The following is an 18,687-nucleotide window of genomic DNA, read 5'->3' as shown; positions in this document are numbered from 1 at the left end:
CTAAAACAATCAGCTTGGAATTAACCCGGACTAAAGGATATACGGTCATTAGCAGCTGGCTGGCATCGAAAGGTTTCCAGCCTTTTGCCTACCAGCAGGAAACCTGGCAGCACATCAGCAACGGCAACAGCGGCCTGGTCAATGCCCCCACGGGCAGCGGCAAAACATTTTCGGTTTTCCTGGGCGCCCTCATTCAATTCATCAACCAGCACCCCGACCGGTATGCCGCCAAAGGTAAAAACGGCCTGCAGCTGCTGTGGATCACGCCCCTGCGGGCCCTGGCCAAAGATATCGGCCGGGCCATGGAGGAAGTGATCCGCGAGCTGGGCCTGCAATGGCAGGTCGGCATCCGCAACGGCGACACCACGACCGCCGAGCGCCAGCGCCAGAAGCGGCAGATGCCCGAAGTGCTGGTGATCACCCCCGAAAGCCTGCACCTGCTGCTGGCCCAGAAAGACTATCCCGAGGTGTTCAAACACCTCAAAATCATCGCCGCCGACGAATGGCACGAGCTGATGAGCAGTAAGCGGGGCGTGCAGGTAGAGCTGGCCATCAGCCGCATCGTTGCCATCAATAAGCAATATGCAATAAGCAATAAGCAAACTTCCCCCCTGTCCGTTTGGGGCATCAGCGCTACCATCGGCAACCTGGAGCAGGCCAAGGAAGTGTTGCTGGCGCCCCTGGCACTTGCCGGCGGTGGGGCGATTGTGCGGGCACGCCTGCGCAAGGACATCGTGGTGGAATCCATCGTGCCCGAAGAGATCGAAAAATATCCCTGGGCCGGCCACCTGGGCGTGAAGCTGGCCCACCGCGTACTGCCCATACTCGACCAAAGCCGCACCACGCTCATCTTTATCAACACCCGGGCCATGAGCGAAGTGTGGTACCAGACCCTGCTGACCATTGCCCCCTGGCTGGCCGGCCAGATCGCCCTGCACCACGGCAGCATCGAAAACGAGCTGCGTACCTGGGTGGAGGACGCCCTGCACGAAGGAAAGCTCAAAGCCGTGGTGGCTACCGCCAGCCTCGACCTGGGCGTCGACTTCCGGCCCGTGGAAACGGTCATCCAGGTAGGCTCGCCCAAAAGCGTCGCCCGCTTCCTGCAGCGTGCCGGCCGCAGCGGCCACAGTCCCGACGAGGTCAGCCGCATCTACTTCCTGCCCACCAACTCCCTGGAACTGGTAGAAGCGGCCGCCCTGAAGGATGCCATCGAGGAAACCCTCAACGAAAGCCGCGAGCCCCAGCTGCTCTGCTACGACGTGTTGGTGCAGTACCTCTGCACCCTGGCGGTTTCGGACGGCTTTGCCGCCCAGGAGCTGTTCCGGGAAGTCACCTCCACCTACTGCTACCGCGACCTGACGGCGGAGGAATGGCAGGAGCTGCTGTATTTCATCACCTCCGGCGGTAACGCCCTGCAGCAGTACGACGAATACAAAAAAGCCGAAGTGGAGGACGGTCTGTATAAGATCACCAGCCGCCGCATGGCCATGCGCCACCGCATGCACATCGGCACCATCGTATCCGACTCGATGCTGAAGGTAAAATTCATTACCGGCGGCTACGTGGGCATGGTGGAGGAAGGCTTTATTGCCCGCCTGGAGCCCGGCGATGCCTTTACCCTGGCCGGCCGCCAGCTGGAGCTGGTGATGATCAAGGAAATGACGGTGCTGGTACGCAAATCGAACGCCACCAAGGCCCTGGTGCCCAACTGGGGCGGCAGCCGCATGTCGCTTTCCGCCAGCCTGGGAACGGTGGTACGGGAAAAGTTTGACGAGGCGGCCCGGATGGTGCTGGATCAAAAAAAGGTTGCCGGCGAAGAGCTGAACGCCCTGCGCCCCCTGTTCGAGCTGCAGGCCCGCCTGTCGCACCTGCCCCGCAAGGACGAGCTGCTGGTGGAACAGATCGAGACCCGCGACGGCTTTCACCTGTTCGTCTATCCCTTCGAGGGGCGCCTGGTGCACGAAGCCATGGCGGCGGTACTGGCCTACCGCATCGGCCGCATCCTGCCCATCACCTTTTCCCTGGCCATGAACGACTACGGCTTCGAGCTCCTGAGCGACCAGCCCATACCGGTCGACGACAGCAACGTGTACGACCTGTTCACCACCGACAACCTGATGGAGGACATCCAGCGCAGCGTGAATTCCACGGAAATGGCCAAACGAAAATTCCGCGACATCGCCGTCATCGGCGGCCTGATCTTCCAGGGTTATCCCGGCGAGTTCAAAAAGGCCCGCCACCTGCAGGCCTCCGCCGGCCTGCTGTTCAACGTTTTTAACGAGTACGACCCCGGCAACGTGCTGCTGCGCCAGGCCTTCCAGGAAGTGTTCGACCAGCAGATGGAGGAGGTGCGCCTGCGGGCCATGCTCCACCGCATCCGCCACTCCCGCATCGTCCTAACTTTCCCCAAACGGCTCACGCCCCTCTGCTTCCCCATAAAAGTGGACAGCATGCGCGAAAACCTCACCTCCGAAAAGCTGGAGGACCGGGTACGCAAGATGCAGGCCCAGCTGGAACGGCTGGAATAGGCCAATATTTTCAATCCTTTTGCATTCCGGGCCGCTGCGCGCCACCTGTTTTGGCTACTTTTGCAGCCGCTTCATGTACGCCCCCGTCCTTCATAAGATCCACCGGCAAACCTTCTGGCTGTCGCCCCTGCGGGCCCTGTTCTGGGAAGAGCAACAAGCCCTGATCCTGTCCGACCTGCACTTCGGCAAAACCGGCCACTTCCGGAAAGAAGGCATTGCCGTGCCGCAGGCCGTTTATGCCCACGACCTGCAGCGGTTGACCCAGCTGCTCGAACAGTTCCGACCCTCCCAGCTCATTGCCGTGGGCGACCTGTTCCACAGCCGCGCCAACCGCGAGCTGGACCAGTTCCGCCGCTGGCGCGAGGGCTTTCCCGCCCTCGACTTCCACCTGGTAAAAGGCAACCACGACATCCTCGCCGACGACTGGTACCACCAGGCCGGCATCCGGCTCTGGGACCAGGAGCGGATCATCGACGACATCGGCTTTGTGCACGAACAGGGCTGCGGCACCCGCCCCTTTACCTTTTGCGGGCACCTGCACCCCGGCGTTTCCATCAGCGGTCCCGGCCGGCAAAGCCTGCGGTTCCCCTGTTTTTACTTCACCCCCAGCCACTGCGTGCTGCCGGCCTTCAGCAAGTTTACCGGCCTGGCCATCGTCCGGCCTACCCGGGCCGACTCGGTCTTTGCCGTCGTGGAAAACAGCCTCATCCAACTCCAATGAAAAAGCGCCCGGCCCTTCATATTGCCTTCGATCCCATCTATGCCCATCCCCTGCCGGAAGGCCACCGCTTTCCCATGCTGAAATACGAGCTCATCCCCGGCCAGCTGCTGTACGAAGGCACCATCAAAGCACACCACCTGTTTGCACCGGAGGCCTGCCCCGGGGCCGTGGTGCTGCAAACGCATACGGCCGACTACCTCCACAAGCTGCAGCACCAGACGCTGTCCGCAAAAGAACAACGGCAGATCGGCTTTCCCCAGTCCCCGGCCCTCACGCAGCGCGAGCTGGTGATCACCCAGGGCACCATCGATTGCTGCCACTACGCCCTGCACGACGGCATATCGCTGAACGTCGCCGGCGGCACCCACCATGCCTTTGCCGAACGGGGCGAAGGCTTTTGCCTGCTCAACGACTTTGCCGTGGCGGCCAACTACCTGCTGCACCGGGGCCTTGCCCGCCAGGTGCTGGTCATCGACCTGGACGTGCACCAGGGCAACGGCACGGCCAAAATATTCGAAGGCGAGCAGCGGGTGTACACCTTCAGCATGCACGGCCGCAACAACTATCCCTTTCATAAAGAAAAAAGCGACTGGGACGAAGAACTGGAAGACGGCACGACGGGCCCCGAATACCTGCACCGCCTGGAAGCCCTGCTGCCCCGCCTGCTGGAAGCGGCGCAACCCGACTTCGTCTTTTACCTGTCGGGGGTGGATATTTTGGAGACCGACAAGTTCGGCAAGCTGAAGGTATCGCTGAAGGATTGCGCCCGCCGCGACGAGCTGGTCTTTTCCACCCTGCGGCAAAAAGGCATCCCCTGCACCGTGGCCATGGGCGGCGGGTATTCGCCCGATGTGAAAACCATTGTCGAAGCCCATTGCAACACGTTTCGCCTGGCCAAAGACCTGTACCACCTCGACTAGGCGGTTCGAAACAAAAAGAGTGATCCCTTCCCCATTTTTGGCTTTTGGCCGGGCCTTGGCTGCCCGTAACACAAATAAAATATTGCGCTTCAAAGCGGTACAGCGCCCTCTTCCATTTACCGGTACAGCTGCTCAGATTGGTCTGGCATTATTTATGGAATTACGGATAGAGTTCATTTTGTTAACCTAAAACAAAACATATGGCAACAAGGGATATGAGTAATACAGCCACGCACTCGAAATTAAAAGAACTGCTGGTGGAACAGCTTCAGGACATTTACTGGGCAGAAAACAAACTGGTGCAGACCTTACCCAAGCTGCAGCAGGCAGCTACCTCGCAACAACTGAAGAATGCTTTTGCCACCCACCTGCAGGAAACGAAAACGCATGTGAACCGGCTGGAACAGGTGTTCAATATTCTCGGCGAACAGGTGCAGGGCAAGCATTGCCCGGCCATGGCTGGTATTGTGGAAGAAGGAGAACATATCATCAGTGAAACGGAAGAAGGCACCGCCCAGCGGGATGCCGCGCTGATCCTTGCCGCTCAAAAAGCCGAACACTACGAGATCGCTACCTATGGCGGCCTGGCGCAATTAGCCAAAACCATTGGCATGAACGAAGCAAAGGAGCTGCTGGGACAAACCCTCAGCGAGGAGAAACAAACCGACGTGCTGCTGACCCAGATCGCGGAAAGCTATGCCAACGTAGAAGCCAGCAAGGAAGCGTAAACGAAACGTTCACGAGTTCACTTGTTCACAAGTCCACGAGTTCATGGGGACATGCACCAATGACCACTGGCTTTTGACCATTGACGAACCTAAAAAATACAGCTATGAGCGACATGAAAGAAAAAACCACTTCCGGAGGTCCGGAAACGAATACGGGCCTGAACGAAGGTAACCCCAACACGCACCGCACCCCCGCAGGACATGACCGGGACCAACCGGACCACGTCCGCACCGGCCTGGTCGGCGGAACGGCGCAGAGCAATTACGAAGACGAAAAAAAGGGCGATGTCCCTCATGATACCCGGCAAAACCGCCAAGGCGACGATACCAACCGCGGAGCAGGGATTTGATCCGTTAGTGATGATTGACGACAGAAGCGAAAGCGATACGGGCAACCGGCGGTTTCGGACAATCTGCTCCCTTTGAAGCCATGTCCCGGACAGCAAGGGTAACCCTGCTGCAAGGACAACAGGAATAGTTGTTCCGGCGGAAACTTTTTTCCGGAACACAGTAGTTTTGAACAGGAAAAGTTTTCGAACTTTTCCTGTTCTTTTTTAAGGCCCACCCTAACGAATCAGCGTGGAGGTACCTTTCAAAAAATATTTCTTCCCCAGGTAGTCAGTGGCTGTCACCTGCCACACAAAAGTGCCGGAGGCCTGCAGCATGCCGCCAAACCTACCGTCCCAACCCTGCTTGTTGACAGCAGTGGCAAATACCTGCTGCCCCCAGCGGTTGAACACACTGAAGCGCTCGATTCGGGTCATGCCCACTGCAATCGGCCGCAGCACATCGTTCAACCCATCACCGTTGGGCGTAAAGCCCGTGGGCACAAACACGGAAGGCGGCGTGACAAACACTTTAACGGTCAGGTAAGCCGAATCGGTACAACCGGCCTCATTCCTCACCGTTACCCTATACTTCGCTCCTTCTGAACCCTCGGGGAACAGGGCCACCGGGTTGGCCGCCGCAGCGGACGACAGGTACAGCGCTGGCGACCACTGGAAACCCGTGCCCACACCCGTTGCCTGCAGCTGCAGGGGCTGACCCACGATAACTGCCGTATCGCGGCCGGCAAAGGCATTGATGGGGGGCAGTACGGTTACCCGCATCGTATCGCGACCGGGCTTGGGGCAACCCTTGTGGTCATACGCCCACAACACGTAGTCGGTGGTGCCCGATGGCCGTGCCACCGGGTTCAGGATGCCCCGATTGCTCAACGAAGCCGCCGGCGTCCACACCAGCGAATCGCCGTCCATGCTCCCCAAAAGCTGGGCGGACGTTGCCGCGCAGATGATGGTGTCGCCGCCGGCATGGGCTACCGGGTAAGGCACCGTGGTCACCACCACCTGCCCCGTAGCCGAACACGACCCGATGGTGCCGGTGACGCTGTAGGTGGTTTTTTCCCGCGGGGCGGAGGTGGGCGCCGCGGCCGACGGGTCGGAGAGTGCCGCGGCAGGCGAGGCCGTCCAGGCATAGCGCAGGGCGTCCGACAGGACGCGCAGGGTAAGCGCGTCGCCCTGGCAGATGGAGGTATCCCTCATGGCCTGCAGGGTTACGGCGGTCACCACGCGTACCCGCACCGAATCGGTGCTGACGCAGCCGCCCTGGTCCAGTTGCAGGTGATAGGTGGTAGTGGCCACGGGCGCCACGACCGGGTTGGCCGTGTTGGCGCCGGTCATGCCGGCAGCCGGCGTCCAGCTAAATGCCCCGCTTCCTGCAGCGGCCAGTTGCAGCCGGTCGGGAACGCAGATGAGCGTATCGCGGAAGGCCAAGTCAATGGGCGGCTGGGCGGTGATGGTCAGGGTATTCCGAACGGTATCCAGGCAACCCCGGTCGTTGCCCACAATGAGGCGAACGGTTTTGGCGCCCTGTACGGGATAGGTATAGGAAGGAGCTTTTTCCGACGCAATGTCGGTGGTGGTGGTGCCTTCGCCAAAGTCCCACTTCCAGGAATTCACCGATCCGTAGACGGTGGTGGTGGCATCCGTAAAATTTGTGGGTTTGGTAAAACAGATGCCGCTATAAGTGAAATCAGGTTTGAAGCCGGGCCAGACGTGGGCCGTGGCGATGGTAGAGTCGGAGCAGTCGGCACCGGGGTTGGTGACCAGCTTGATGGCGTAGTTGCCCACGGTGGGGAAGGTATAGGAAAAGGTGGCCGAAGTGGACGTGAACAGCAAGGTGCCGGAAGGATTGCGCACCTCCCAGCGGTACCCGTTGATCAGCGGGCTGTTGGACAGGTTGGTCAGGGTAAGGGAGCGGGTGTCCTTGCAAAGCGAATAGTCGGACTCCAGCTGGGCGGAGGCGATGGTGCAGGAGGCGATATTGATCTGCACGTCCTTGCGCTGGGTGGCAATCACCTTGCCGTTGCGGACCTCCTCTACGCAAACCGTGATCACATATGTACCCGAGCCGGGGGCCCGGCCCGAGACCAGGCCCGTTTTGGGATCCACCGTCACGGAGCTTCCCAAAGGGGTGGAGCCGCTGAAGTCGGACCCGTACGGCACGGAATTGAAGGGCGGTGCACCCGACCGGACGGCATTGGGTCCGCCGTTGTTCGATTCGTAAGCATTGCAAAAGCTGTAGCGCAGCTCGTCGCCATCCTTGTCTTCGGCGGCAAAGCTGTAAGTAAAGGCGTTGTCGGCGCAAATGGCCACCAGGTCGCTGCCAATAAAATGGGCGCTGTTGTTGGAAGGCCCGTTGGCTACTGTAGTGGTTCCCGGCACCTCGGCCGTATAGGTAGCGCCTATCTGGTTGTAGCCGCCGGCCAGGTTGGTCATGCCGTTGATCCGGTAATTTTCCTGGGTGGCCAGCAGGAAGCCGCTCGGGTGTTGTCCCAAATCCAACGTCAGGTCAGTCTCGTAAGAACCGACCTCGAAGCAAACCGTGGGCGGATCGGTAATGCATTTATTGGGATCGGTCAGGCTCAGTGTTTCCAGCTTCGTCCGCGGAGCGGTGACGTCGCTTATCCGGGCGAAGGAAGCCCGGTCGAAGGCGGAAATGGAAATGGAAGTACCCAGCTGCCGGTTGGAATTGCAGCGGATGAACAGCTTCATGGTCACATGATAGGTGTACTGGCTGCCCGACACACCGGTCAGGGTATAATACATTTCACCGCCGGTGATATGGCTGGCGCGGGCCGTCAGGCAGACACCCGCAAGCAACAGGAAGAAGGTCAGGAATTTCTTCATAGCGAATTAGATGGTCGGGATAAGGAGGGGACATTGGACATTGACCAATGACTATTGACTATTGCCCCATCACTGGGCTGCCGGCGTACCGGCCACTTTATAAAATATCTGGTTGTTTTCAATCACCTCCTGGTAATAGGTGTCGTCGGGCGCCACGTAGTATTTCTGGTTGTTCAGCACGATCACCTTGCAGCCCTGGGGCAGGGCGGTCAGCACATCGCCGACAGCCGCCGGCGCACTGCTTTGCGGTGGCAGCTGCACCACCTGCCCGCCGTCCTTGCCGGTGACGGTATACCAGGTGTCGCCGTTGGGCCGGATGGTTTCGCGGAAGAAGGTGCCGTCCAGCTCATAATACTTGTTGTTGTCGATCACCACTACCCTGGCCCGCTCCGGAAGGTCGGGCACTTCGGCCCCGATGGGGGCGTTGACCACCTCGTAATCGCGGGAGGTGCGTCGGTAAAAGGTTCCCTGGTAATAAAAGAACAGGCTGGGCCCGAGCCAGACCGGCCGGTAGCCAAAAGGCAGGGTGCTGATATGTACCCCGATATTGGGGGTAAAAATGCTGACCGAAGCGCCGATGCGCGGGTAGACCGGCCCGGGATAATAACGGTATGGAACCACGGCCCGGGGCACGACCACCACCGGCCGCGGGTACGAGCGGTAAACCGGCTGCGGGTAAGAGCGGTACACTACCCGGTGGTGCCGGGAAGGATACGAACGGTAAGCATCATGGTAATTGCGGGAGCGCTGGGCCCCGGCCGCCAGGCCAGCCAGCACCAGCAGACCTGTCATGCAGGCAGCATACAATCGCATAAAATAATTTTAATAATTATAATAGAAATTTCCGTCCTTACTAAAGGTACAACCTTTTCCCGCACCCCGGCAGGCACAGCGGCTGCCGGCCTTCCGGACCGGCAACCGGTATCGCTGTACCCGGCAATAAACAAGCTGGAGCCCGGGAAAAATTCCCTTAAGGAAGCAAGGCATACGGAAACCCGATTGGATGGAAAATGGGATAAATAGTTTAGCCCGCCGCGCAATAATCGACCAACAGCCCCTTTGTCTCTACTAACGGCCCCTGGCACCTGACAGCCAGCGCTCCGTTTCCGGCAGGCTCCTTGTTCGAACAGCAACAACGGAAATGCTTAAACGTACAGGCAGGCGCAACGATTTTTTGAGAAAAGCACCCCAGGAAGGGCCCAAAGCCTTCCGTCGATTATTCCGGGGGTTCTGTCTATAAAAACCATCCCCCGCTAAACCCCGGGCCTTCCCTGTTGTCATTCGTAACTGCCGGCGATTGCCTGCGGAACAAAACCTTCATGCATCCTTTTATTTATGAGAAAGACCTTTCTATCCTGCCTGTCCTTCCTGGCCCTGCTGCTGCCGGCACTTACCGGCAGGACGCAAACCCGCACCTGCGCCACCCTGGAAGTGCTGGAAAACAATATCCAAAAAGCGCCTGCGCTGCAGCAGCGGTTCGCCAGCCGCAAGGCGGACCTCCGCAACAAAACCGCCGGTAATGGCCTCAAAGGGCGCCGCCTCCAGGCCGTCGCCACCAGCATACCCGTAGTATTCCATATTGTGCTGCAAAACCCTTCCCTGGTCACCGACGCCCAGCTGCTGGCACAGCTCGATACGCTGAACAAAGCCTTCGGAGGCACCAATGCCGATTCGGTAAAGCTCCCCTCCTATTTCCAGCATCTTTTCGGCCACAGCAACATCCGCTTCTGCCTGGCCCGGCGCACGCCCGATGACGAACCTTCCGGGGGCATCGTACGCTACACCACCACCCGTTCTTCCTTCACCACCAATGAAGGGGTAAAACATGCGTCCGGCGGGGGCGCGGCGGCCTGGAATACGGCGCAATACCTGAACATCTGGATCTGCCGGCTGTCGAACAGCGTGCTGGGGTACGCTACTTTTCCCGAGTCGTCCACCGCCGACGAACAGGGCATCGTGATCGACTACACCACCCTGCCGGGGGGCGCCGCCCCGGGCTACAACAAGGGCAAGACCCTGGTGCACGAAACCGGCCACTACTTCGACCTGCTGCACATCTGGGGCGACGACGGCACCGCCTGCACCGGCTCGGACGAGATTGACGACACCCCCGGACAGGCAGGAGAAACCACGGGTTGCCCCAGCGGCCTGCGCACCGACCGCTGTACCAGCACGGCCCCCGGCATCCTGTACCAGAATTACATGGATTATACCAGCGACGACTGCATGGTTCTATTCACCCACGACCAGGTGGCCCGCATGGAAACCTCGCTGGCCGCCTACCGTTCATCGCTGCTGGTTTCCGACGGTTGCGTGCCGGTGGTGCAGTATGCCCTCGACGGCCTGCTACAGCCGGTATCGGAACCCTATACCCGCCTGTGCGCTCCTTCGTTTACGCCCCGGGCCGTGCTGAAAAACAAGGGCACGCAAACCCTTACCAGCTACAGCGTTGCATTCCAGCTGGACAACGGCACGCCGCAGGCAACCACCTTTACCCAAACGCTTTCATACAACAGCTCCGCCACCGTGAGCCTGCCGGGAATCACCATCCCCGAAGGCGAACACCTGCTGAAAATATTTATTACCCAGGTAAACGGCAGCGCGGATGAAAACCTGTCCAACGACACCCTCGTGCAGCGCCTGATGTACTACCCGACGGTAACCGCGGTGAGCGAAAGCTTTGAAGGGACTGTCTTTCCGCCCAGGGGCTGGGACACGCTGAACGCCGACGGCTCCTACGCGTGGCAGCGGACTACCGACGCCGCCAGGACCGGCACCGCCTCGGTGGTGCTCCGCAACTTCGACTACGGGCAAAACGGCCCCCGCGATTACCTGCGCCTGCCCCTGGCCGACCTGTCGGGCCTGGACTCCGCCTACCTGACGTTCCAGGTGGCGGCAGCCGTGAAACCGCTTTCCGCCGGCAGCCTGTGGGACACCCTGCAGGTGCTGGCGAGCACCGACTGCGGCCAGACGTACACCAGCCTCTATAAAAAGTGGGGCGCTGCACTGGCAACGGCGCAAACCTCCGCCGCCTTTGTTCCCACCGGTAGTCAATGGCGCAAAGACTCGGTAAACCTTACCGGTTATATTCCTTACGGCACCGTCCTGCTGGCCTTTGTCAACACCACCGAAGCGGGGAACAACCTGTACCTCGACGACGTACAGGTAAGCCGGGTAACGGTAAATCCCAATTTAAAGCAGGAAGGGTTTTTAGTTACACCCAATCCCACCTCCGGAACGATCAACATCGACTTTTATCCCCCGCCGGCCAACCTCAAAGGAATGGTCCTGTATAATTCCTCGGGCCAGGCCATCGCCCGGAGAGCCGTCAGTCAAACTGCCGGCAGCCATTACCAGTTCGACCTGTCGGGCCAGGCCCCGGGGATCTATATGCTGAAGGTGCTCTTCGCCGATAAAATTATAGTGCGCAAGGTGGTGCGGCTGTAAGGCCGCCACCGCACCAAAGACGGTTTTAGTTGGTTCTTCATTAAGTTGGTTTGAAACGGCACGGGAAAGGTTGTCCAGCCATATTCCCTGTGCCGTTTTTTTGTGGGTAGACGATTAATCTGAAGCAACAATTTTTAGCCCCGTGACAACCTGTAAAGCTGTCATCCTGAGGACTCATTTCGGAGGAACAATCAAAAGCCAGGTGACAGCCTTAAAGTAGCGCGTTTCCTTCTTGTCATTGGCAGCGCAGCGAAGCATCCCATCGAGACCTGTAAAGTATTTATCAGGTTGAGGAAAAGGTTCCTTCAGCCTGAAACAGTTTTACAGGTTCCAACGGGATGCTTCGTCTCGCCTGAGGCAAGACATGACATCCCTATAGCTGTAGCTTTTCTTTCGTTTACTTCTGTATTAAAGCGAACAACCGGTCGCGGTAGTTATCGCTGACCGGCATGGCGTGGCCGCCGATGGTCACCTCTTTTTTGGTAATGGTATTCAGCTTGCTCACCGGCACGATATAGGAACGATGGATGCGGACGAACTCGTTGCCCGGCAAAAAATCCTCGAAGTATTTCAGGTTCTGCAGGATCAGTAAGGGGTTGGTGGTGTTGGCCAGGAAGATCTTGGTGTAATCCTTCAGGCCTTCGAGATAAAGAATATCGTTGTACAGGATCTTATGGATCTTGTGCGCCGCATTGATGAAGAAGTATTCTTTGTTGGAGGAGGTCTTGCTGCCCTTGAACTCGATGTACTCCTTGGCCCGGTTCACCGCCGTCATAAAGCGCTCGAAGGAAATAGGCTTTAGCAGGTAATCGATGGCATTGAGCTCGAAGCCGGCAAGGGCGTACTCGCTGAAGGCGGTGGTAAAGATCACCTCCGGCTTCTTGGGCAGGGCCTTGAAAAATTCGATCCCGGAAATATCCGGCATGTGGATGTCCAGGAACAGCAGGTCGATATCGTGCTCATCGAAATAATGAAGGGCCTGGAGCGGCTCGTTGCACTGGGCCACCAGCTTTAGAAAAGGCACTTTGCGGATATAGGTTTCCAGCACTTCCAGGGCCAGCGGCTCATCGTCTATAATCAGGCAGTTGATCACGTTAAAAGGATTTTCAGGTTCACGACAAACTGGTTTTTATTTTCTTCGATCTCCAGCCAGTACTGGCGGGGGTACAGCAGCTCCAGCCGCCGGCGGGCATTCTGCAGTCCCATGCCGCCGGGTTCGGATATATGCCCCCCAACCACGGGGTTGCGCACCAGCAGCGTCAGGGCGTTGTCCACCACTTCCAGGTGAATGCTGATGGTGGAGGGCGGCGAATAGCTGATGCCGTGCTTGAAGGCATTCTCCACAAAGGTAATCAACAGCAGCGGTGCAATGGTCAGTCCCTTCAGGCCGCCCCTAACGGTATAATGGATGGTGATTTTCTGCGACAGGCGCATCCGCTGCAGGTCGATATAGCTCGATAGGTACTGGACGTCCTTTTCCAGGGAGATTTTTTCCGAAGAGGTTTCATACAGCATGTAACGCAAAATCTCCGACAGCTTCAGGATGGACTGCTGGGCCTGTTCCGGGCGACTGACGGCCTGGGCATAAATGCTGTTCAGCGTATTGAACAAAAAGTGCGGGTGGATCTGCGAACGCAGCAGGTTGATCTCGGCATGCAGGTGGGCATTTTCCAGGGCTTTCTTTTCGTTCTGGGTGCGTACCAGCGAAAAGAACACATGCAGGAAGCAGCTGATGAACAGCAGCATCAGGAAAGAGGACAGGGCATTGCGCAGCAGCATGAAGAACACCCGCAGGGGCACCCCCAGCAGGGAAGTACCATCCGGGGGGAATCCCCTGCCGCCCAGCGGGTCGAAGGGCCGCACCGGCATACCGGGGCCCAGGTGCCCGCCCGGGAACAGGAAGCGGGGAACGGCCTCTGTGCCTTTTAAAAAGTATTGCCGGAACAGGTGCTCCACCAGCAGGTGCAGCAGCACCACCACCACCAGCGACAACAACAGGGACAAAAAATAAGCGGACTTCCGGGGCACCAGGAATAACCGGGGCACCAGGTAATAGTGATGGTAATAAAAGAACCCAATGATGAACAGCTTATCCACACCTGCCCGGTACAAAAACACCTTGCTGCCCAGCTGCAGGGGATAAAACAGCAGGGGCAGGCACAGGAACAGCAGCCAGATAAACATATGCGCCAGGATAATAACGGACAGCTGCGCCCCCGTGGTGGCCTTGCGGAACCCAAACAGGGAATAAAAAAAACCCGACATACGGGTACTGTAGGTAGCGATGTGCGTCATGCTCATTAGTTGGTTCGGAAGGTCATAGGATATGGGTTATTTGTTAATTGGTTAATTAGGAATCAGATTGCCCCCTCCTAATTCCCAATTAACCAATTAACTACTTGCATCTTTTAGTCGTCCGTATCCGATTCTTCGGACGGGTGGAGTTCGTACATGTTATCGAAAGAAAGCGAGCCGCTTCGGCCGGTCAGCACAAAGCTGCGGTCCTTTTGGGTAAAGGCCACCGCGCCGGTACGGGCCGTGCCCTCGAAGGCGGTCTTCTTCGTCCAGAGGTCCGTGGCATCGTTGTATTCCCAGGTGTCGGAATTCAGGGAACCGTTCTCGCCGGTGGTTATATAGGCTTTGCCGCCCAGCACAAAAGATACGGCATTGTAGCGCAGGATGGTACTATAGTCGTCGTCGTAGCTTTCGTCTTCCACGTTCGAGATCTTTCTTTTCTGCGTCCAGGTGTCCGTAGCGGCATCGTACTGCCACAGGTCGTTCAGGGCGCTGCCGTTGTTATTGCCCGAGCATACATAGGCTTTGTTGTTCAGCACAAACGCCGTGGCGGCGGAGCGCTTGGTGCCGCCCAGGCTGGCCTTCTGCGTCCAGCTGTCCGCAGCGGCATCGTACTGCCACAGGTCCTTGAGGTAGTTGCCGTCGAAGCCCGAGCAGAGGTAGCCCTTGCCCTCCAGGCTGAAGCCTACCGCATCATAACGGGCGGAGCCGGGGAAGTCGGCCTTGCGGGTCCATTTGTCGGCGGCGGGATCGTACTCCCAGAAATCATTCAGCTTGTTGCTGCCGTCATAGCCGGTGCCTATGTAGCCCTTGTCCCCGATCACAAAAGCCACGGCCGAACTGCGGGCATTGCCGGGAAAGGCAGCCTTCTGCGTCCAGAACTTTTTATCGGCATCATATTCCCAGAGATCGGCAAAACGGTCCCTGTCGGTGGTGCCGGTGGTCAGGTAGGTCTTGTCGCCGATGGTGAAGGTGACGGCCTCGCTGCGGGCATTGCCGTCAAAGTCCGAAGCGGTCACCCAGTTGCCGATCACATCATCCGAATCATCGGAGGAATCCTTGGTGCAACCCGTAAAAATGATACTGCTTAAAAGTGCAGCTCCCAGGAAAGTAGCCTTATTCATCTCGTAATTTTTTTTGTGCTAAAGTATCGGCAGGGGGTTCTAAGCCGGTCATAAAATAGACCAGCAACGGCTCTGCATAGACAAACCTCCGTTCTTTATCTACCTGCCCCAAATCCGCGCCCAGAAGGCGTTTAGCGGGCCGGCGCCCCTTCATTTTCAGCCTCGTATATGGAAAGTGCGGGATGGCAGATTTATCCGGCTTGTTGATCTACTATAACAAGCCTCCAACCGCCGCCGGAAATATTTTGCAGCCGCTTTCCCCTAAAAACAATTCACGATGATGAAGACGAAGACGCCGCTGCTGCCGGCCCTGCTGCTGGTATTGCTGCTTTCCTCCTGCTATAAAAAAAGCATCCAGTTCGGCAATGAGCTCGGCGAGACCTACACCCGCCTGGCGCAGATCGATACGGTGGCCGTGGAGCTGTCCACCGTGCTGCTCGACTCCTTCGCCACCACCTCGCCGGATCATTTCCTGCTGGGACGTTACAACGATCCGTATTTCGGGCAGATCGAGGCGGCGCCCTACCTGCAGCTGGCCCTGCCCACCGACCTCTCGGTGAGCAGCGATGCCGCTTACGACTCCCTCGTATTTCGCTTTACACTCAACGGCTATTATTATGGCGACACGACCAAAGCCCCCACCCTGCAGGTAAACGAACTATCGGAGTACATGGACTACACCTACTCCTCCAACTTTTACAACACCTCCCGCTTCGCCGCAAAGCCCGTACCCCTGGGCACCGCTGCCCTCCCCCTGTACCCGGGACGCGACACGCTGGTCACCATCCGCCTCAACGATGCCAAAGGCACCGAGCTGCTGAACAAACTCAAAAACAAGGAAGACGAGACGCTGGATGCCGACGCTTTTCTGAACTATTTCCGGGGCCTTACCCTTTCGCTTTCCGGTAACGACAACGGGGCCGTCTACGGCCTGAAAACCTCCGACAGCGCCCTGGCCATGCGCCTGTACTACCATACCCGCACGCCTTACCCCGAACAGGCATATAAAGACTTTGTTTTTTCAAAAACCAAGTACTTCAACCACATCACCGCCGAGCGGACGGGCACCCTGCTGAAGGCACCGGCAACCGGCACTACGGAACTGCCCACAACCGCCACCGGCAACCGGGCTTTTTCACAAACTACGCTGGGGGTGCTGGCGAAGCTGACCTTCCCTTCGCTGCGCAACATCCTGCAGGTCAGCTCCACGGTCAAGCTGCTGAAAGCCACCCTCGTGGTCCGTGTAGCCGACGGCACCTATGATGCGGGCAAACTGAAGCTGCCGCAGCACTATTACCTGGCCGCCACCAACGGCAGCAATGCCATCGGCAGCTATGTATACGACTCCACCTCCTCCAGTGTGCTGTTTGCCCAGCCGGTTACCGACCCGATCTACAACAAGCTCCCGTACTATGCCTTCGACCTTACCTCTGCGATCAATAGCCTGCTCACGACACCCGGCAGCGCGGAAGACGGCTTCTTCCTGCTGGAGAACAGCCCGGCGGAGGGCGCCCAGGTAAACCGGGCCCTCCTCGAGGCATCCGGCAACGGGGCTTCCGGCACCCAACTGGTTCTTTCCGTTTTAACCATTAAAGACTAACACATGCACCTCCCCGCCTGTATCCGTTCCCTGTTTGCCCTGGCCCTTACCGCCTGCGGCGGCACGGCCTTCGCACAAACCATGAGCACGCCCTATTCCGTTTACGGCATCGGCGATATCGACCCGCGCAGCTACAACCACACCACCGGCATGGCTTCCACCGGGCTGGCCCTGAAGACCGGCCTCTTCACCTCGGGCAACAACCCGGCCTCGGCCACCGGCCTGGATAAAAGCTTTTTCATGCTCGAAGCCAACGGCACCTTCCGGGGCGTCACCTACTCGGGCAATCCCATCTCCACGGAAAACAGCACCAACCGCGACTTCACCATCAAACGGCTGGGACTCACCACCAAGGTCACGAACTTCTGGGCCAGCGGCATCGGCTTCCGCCAATACAGCAGCGTCAACTACAAGTTTCAAAACACCAAGCCAGTGGAAGGCTCCAGCCAGAACTACACCATCGACTACAACGGCGACGGCGGCCTGAACCACTTTTTCTGGAACAACGCCTTTGCCCTGGGCAAGCACCTGTCGCTGGGCGTTACCTCGTCGCTGGTGGCCGGGGCCATCAACCAGACGGAAACCATCACCGATGCTTCCGGCGCCACCATCGACAGCAAGCGGCGGGATTATTACCGCGGGCTGCGCCTCGACTACGGCCTGCTCTACACCGCCTCCATTTCAAAAGGATGGAATGCCTCTGTCGGCGGGCGCTACGCCTACAAAACGGCGCTGCAGTCCGAGCGGTCGCTGAGCGTTACCGACAACAGCACCACGCTGGTAAGCGAAGAGGTGGTCAGGAACAGCACCTACAACCTGCCGCAGTCGTATGGCGCCGGGCTGGCCCTGGGCAGGAAGGCGGGCACCACCACCTTTTCCGCCGACTACACCCATGAAGACTGGTCGTCGCTGCAGCAGCGCGGCACCGGCTGGAAGCTGGTCAACAGCGACCGCTATTCGGTCGGGGCCGAATTTGCCTCCTTCCGCAAAGGCTGGGATAAGAACGCACAGAAGAAAGCCTTCCAGCTGGGCGCTTTTTACAACAGCTCGTATTTACAGGTCAGCAACCAGCCGATCCGGGATTACGGGGTCACGGCCGGCCTCTCGCGTTCGCTGCGCAACGGCCTGCTGTATACGGTCAGCGCCGAAGCCGGCACCCGGGGCACCATCCAATCGGGCCTCATCAAAGAAAACTATGTCCAGCTGTCCCTGTCGCTTTCCTTCCGCGACTTCCTGTACAGCAAAGGGCACCGGTTTAATTAAGAAAAAGGAAAACCAACCCTCTTATGTCCTCATACCGACGAATAAAAGTCACCGCCCTCGCCGGCTTTGCGCTGCTCGCATCTCCCCTGCTTTCCGTTGCGCAGCAGCCCGATACCGTTCAACGCCAACATACCGCAACGATCCGTCGCGGAACCACGCTGCTGCACGATGCATTCCTTGCGCCCGATACGGCATCGGGCGCCACTACGAGCTTCCAATACAAATTCTCCGCTCGCAGCAGCAACCGCTATTCTTCCCTTACGGCCGGTTACGGCCAAAACAATGCCTCCGCATCCGATGCGGCCTTGAAAGCACATTCAGTATCCCTTTCCTGGAGCGACGGATTCCGGGTCTTCAAAAAGGCTTCGAACCGGCTGTCGGCTTATACCGGTTACCGGATCGAGGCCGCCGCCCTCGGCGCTTCTTCCACGGGAAAAGCTACGGGCCGCTCCTCCTGGAATACCTTCACCACGTTGTCGCTTTACCAGTCGGTAGCGTATACGGCAGGCAGTCATGCGTTGTCACTGGAAGTGAGTGTGCCGCTGGCCGGACTTTATTCGCGTCCTGCGGGCTGGTACCACACGGGCGATAACTACACGACCGATAACGTCCTGGCCTCGCTGTATACCGGCAGCTCCTTTGTGTCGCTGCACAACTACCGGGCGGTGGATGCCCGCCTGGCCTACAGCCGGCAACTCTCCCGCCGGCTGGGCCTTTCCCTGCACTACGATTTCCTCTTTAAAAACGACCGGCAGCAAAATCGCTTTTATTACAAAGAGCACGGCCTGGGCGTATCGGTAAGCTATGGGCTGCGTTAAGCATTTGCTGCGGCCTATAAAATCATAAAGCTGGTGACAACCTTTAAGACTGTCA

Annotated in this window: 14 protein-coding genes; 9 read left to right on the top strand and 5 right to left on the bottom strand. The window is 58.4% G+C overall.

Annotated features, from left to right (window positions below; all coding sequences use genetic code 11):
• Window positions 1-14: 14 nt before the first annotated feature.
• From V9K67_RS06750 to V9K67_RS06730, 5 genes are all read left to right on the top strand, one after another.
• On the top strand, window positions 15-2,528 hold the full coding sequence (locus tag V9K67_RS06750; RefSeq protein WP_336720995.1) for a ligase-associated DNA damage response DEXH box helicase: 2,514 nt from the start codon (window positions 15-17) through the stop codon (window positions 2,526-2,528).
• Between the two features lie 19 nt (window positions 2,529-2,547).
• Entirely contained in the window at window positions 2,548-3,249 is a 702-nt protein-coding gene (gene pdeM, locus V9K67_RS06745; RefSeq protein WP_336720993.1) for a ligase-associated DNA damage response endonuclease PdeM, read from the top strand.
• On the top strand, window positions 3,246-4,169 hold the full coding sequence (locus tag V9K67_RS06740; RefSeq protein ID WP_336720992.1) for a histone deacetylase family protein: 924 nt from the start codon (window positions 3,246-3,248) through the stop codon (window positions 4,167-4,169). The genes pdeM and V9K67_RS06740 overlap by 4 nt, the downstream gene beginning before the upstream one ends.
• A 200-nt stretch (window positions 4,170-4,369) precedes the next feature.
• The gene (locus V9K67_RS06735) at window positions 4,370-4,897 is read left to right on the top strand and encodes a YciE/YciF ferroxidase family protein (protein WP_336720991.1); all 528 of its coding nucleotides are present in this window, start codon (window positions 4,370-4,372) and stop codon (window positions 4,895-4,897) included.
• A gap of 104 nt (window positions 4,898-5,001) precedes the next feature.
• Window positions 5,002-5,247 (top strand): hypothetical protein, encoded by a 246-nt coding sequence (locus V9K67_RS06730; RefSeq protein ID WP_336720989.1) that lies wholly within the window; start codon window positions 5,002-5,004, stop codon window positions 5,245-5,247.
• Window positions 5,248-5,463: 216 nt separating this feature from the next.
• Here the strand turns inward: V9K67_RS06730 and V9K67_RS06725 are convergent, their stop codons facing one another.
• Complete coding sequence (locus V9K67_RS06725) at window positions 5,464-8,085, bottom strand: PKD domain-containing protein (RefSeq protein WP_336720987.1); 2,622 nt, start codon at window positions 8,083-8,085, stop codon at window positions 5,464-5,466.
• Between the two features lie 69 nt (window positions 8,086-8,154).
• Window positions 8,155-8,898 (bottom strand): DUF6515 family protein, encoded by a 744-nt coding sequence (locus tag V9K67_RS06720; protein ID WP_336720985.1) that lies wholly within the window; start codon window positions 8,896-8,898, stop codon window positions 8,155-8,157.
• A gap of 522 nt (window positions 8,899-9,420) precedes the next feature.
• On the opposite strand from V9K67_RS06720, the gene V9K67_RS06715 reads away from it, so the two are divergent.
• Window positions 9,421-11,532, top strand: coding sequence for a M43 family zinc metalloprotease (locus V9K67_RS06715; RefSeq protein WP_336720984.1), 2,112 nt, complete (start codon window positions 9,421-9,423; stop codon window positions 11,530-11,532).
• 397 nt (window positions 11,533-11,929) lie between these two features.
• Here the strand turns inward: V9K67_RS06715 and V9K67_RS06710 are convergent, their stop codons facing one another.
• From V9K67_RS06710 to V9K67_RS06700, 3 genes are all read right to left on the bottom strand, one after another.
• The gene (locus V9K67_RS06710; protein WP_336720983.1) at window positions 11,930-12,625 is read right to left on the bottom strand and encodes a LytR/AlgR family response regulator transcription factor; all 696 of its coding nucleotides are present in this window, start codon (window positions 12,623-12,625) and stop codon (window positions 11,930-11,932) included.
• Window positions 12,622-13,827 (bottom strand): sensor histidine kinase, encoded by a 1,206-nt coding sequence (locus tag V9K67_RS06705; protein ID WP_336720981.1) that lies wholly within the window; start codon window positions 13,825-13,827, stop codon window positions 12,622-12,624. Before V9K67_RS06705 ends, V9K67_RS06710 begins: the two co-directional genes overlap by 4 nt.
• A 113-nt stretch (window positions 13,828-13,940) precedes the next feature.
• Entirely contained in the window at window positions 13,941-14,951 is a 1,011-nt protein-coding gene (locus V9K67_RS06700) for a Kelch repeat-containing protein (RefSeq protein ID WP_336720980.1), read from the bottom strand.
• Window positions 14,952-15,228: 277 nt separating this feature from the next.
• Here V9K67_RS06700 and V9K67_RS06695 point away from each other — a divergent pair, with 277 nt between their 5' ends.
• The 3 genes from V9K67_RS06695 to V9K67_RS06685 are packed head-to-tail and all read left to right on the top strand — an operon-like array spanning window position 15,229 to window position 18,632.
• Window positions 15,229-16,551: a DUF4270 family protein gene (locus V9K67_RS06695; RefSeq protein ID WP_336720979.1), complete on the top strand. Its 1,323-nt coding sequence runs from the start codon at window positions 15,229-15,231 to the stop codon at window positions 16,549-16,551.
• Between the two features lie 3 nt (window positions 16,552-16,554).
• Complete coding sequence (gene bamG / locus V9K67_RS06690; protein WP_336720978.1) at window positions 16,555-17,814, top strand: BamG family beta-barrel-assembly machinery protein; 1,260 nt, start codon at window positions 16,555-16,557, stop codon at window positions 17,812-17,814.
• 23 nt (window positions 17,815-17,837) lie between these two features.
• Entirely contained in the window at window positions 17,838-18,632 is a 795-nt protein-coding gene (locus V9K67_RS06685; protein WP_336720976.1) for a hypothetical protein, read from the top strand.
• Window positions 18,633-18,687 lie beyond the last annotated feature (55 nt).

This window comes from Huijunlia imazamoxiresistens, from assembly GCF_037132455.1.
Classification (GTDB): Bacteria; Bacteroidota; Bacteroidia; order Chitinophagales; family Chitinophagaceae; genus Flavisolibacter; species Flavisolibacter imazamoxiresistens.
Note: the sequence above shows the minus strand (reverse complement) of the source record. Positions and strands in the feature narration are given on the sequence as shown.

Coding starts and splice junctions, on each gene's coding strand:
- V9K67_RS06740 (WP_336720992.1), top strand. CDS start 3,246: ATGAAAAAGCGCCCGGCCCTTCATATTGCCTTCGATCCCATCTATGCC.
- V9K67_RS06735 (WP_336720991.1), top strand. CDS start 4,370: ATGGCAACAAGGGATATGAGTAATACAGCCACGCACTCGAAATTAAAA.
- V9K67_RS06730 (WP_336720989.1), top strand. CDS start 5,002: ATGAGCGACATGAAAGAAAAAACCACTTCCGGAGGTCCGGAAACGAAT.
- V9K67_RS06725 (WP_336720987.1), bottom strand. CDS start 8,085: ATGAAGAAATTCCTGACCTTCTTCCTGTTGCTTGCGGGTGTCTGCCTG.
- V9K67_RS06720 (WP_336720985.1), bottom strand. CDS start 8,898: ATGCGATTGTATGCTGCCTGCATGACAGGTCTGCTGGTGCTGGCTGGC.
- V9K67_RS06715 (WP_336720984.1), top strand. CDS start 9,421: ATGAGAAAGACCTTTCTATCCTGCCTGTCCTTCCTGGCCCTGCTGCTG.
- V9K67_RS06705 (WP_336720981.1), bottom strand. CDS start 13,827: ATGACGCACATCGCTACCTACAGTACCCGTATGTCGGGTTTTTTTTAT.
- V9K67_RS06700 (WP_336720980.1), bottom strand. CDS start 14,951: ATGAATAAGGCTACTTTCCTGGGAGCTGCACTTTTAAGCAGTATCATT.
- V9K67_RS06695 (WP_336720979.1), top strand. CDS start 15,229: ATGATGAAGACGAAGACGCCGCTGCTGCCGGCCCTGCTGCTGGTATTG.
- bamG (WP_336720978.1), top strand. CDS start 16,555: ATGCACCTCCCCGCCTGTATCCGTTCCCTGTTTGCCCTGGCCCTTACC.
- V9K67_RS06685 (WP_336720976.1), top strand. CDS start 17,838: ATGTCCTCATACCGACGAATAAAAGTCACCGCCCTCGCCGGCTTTGCG.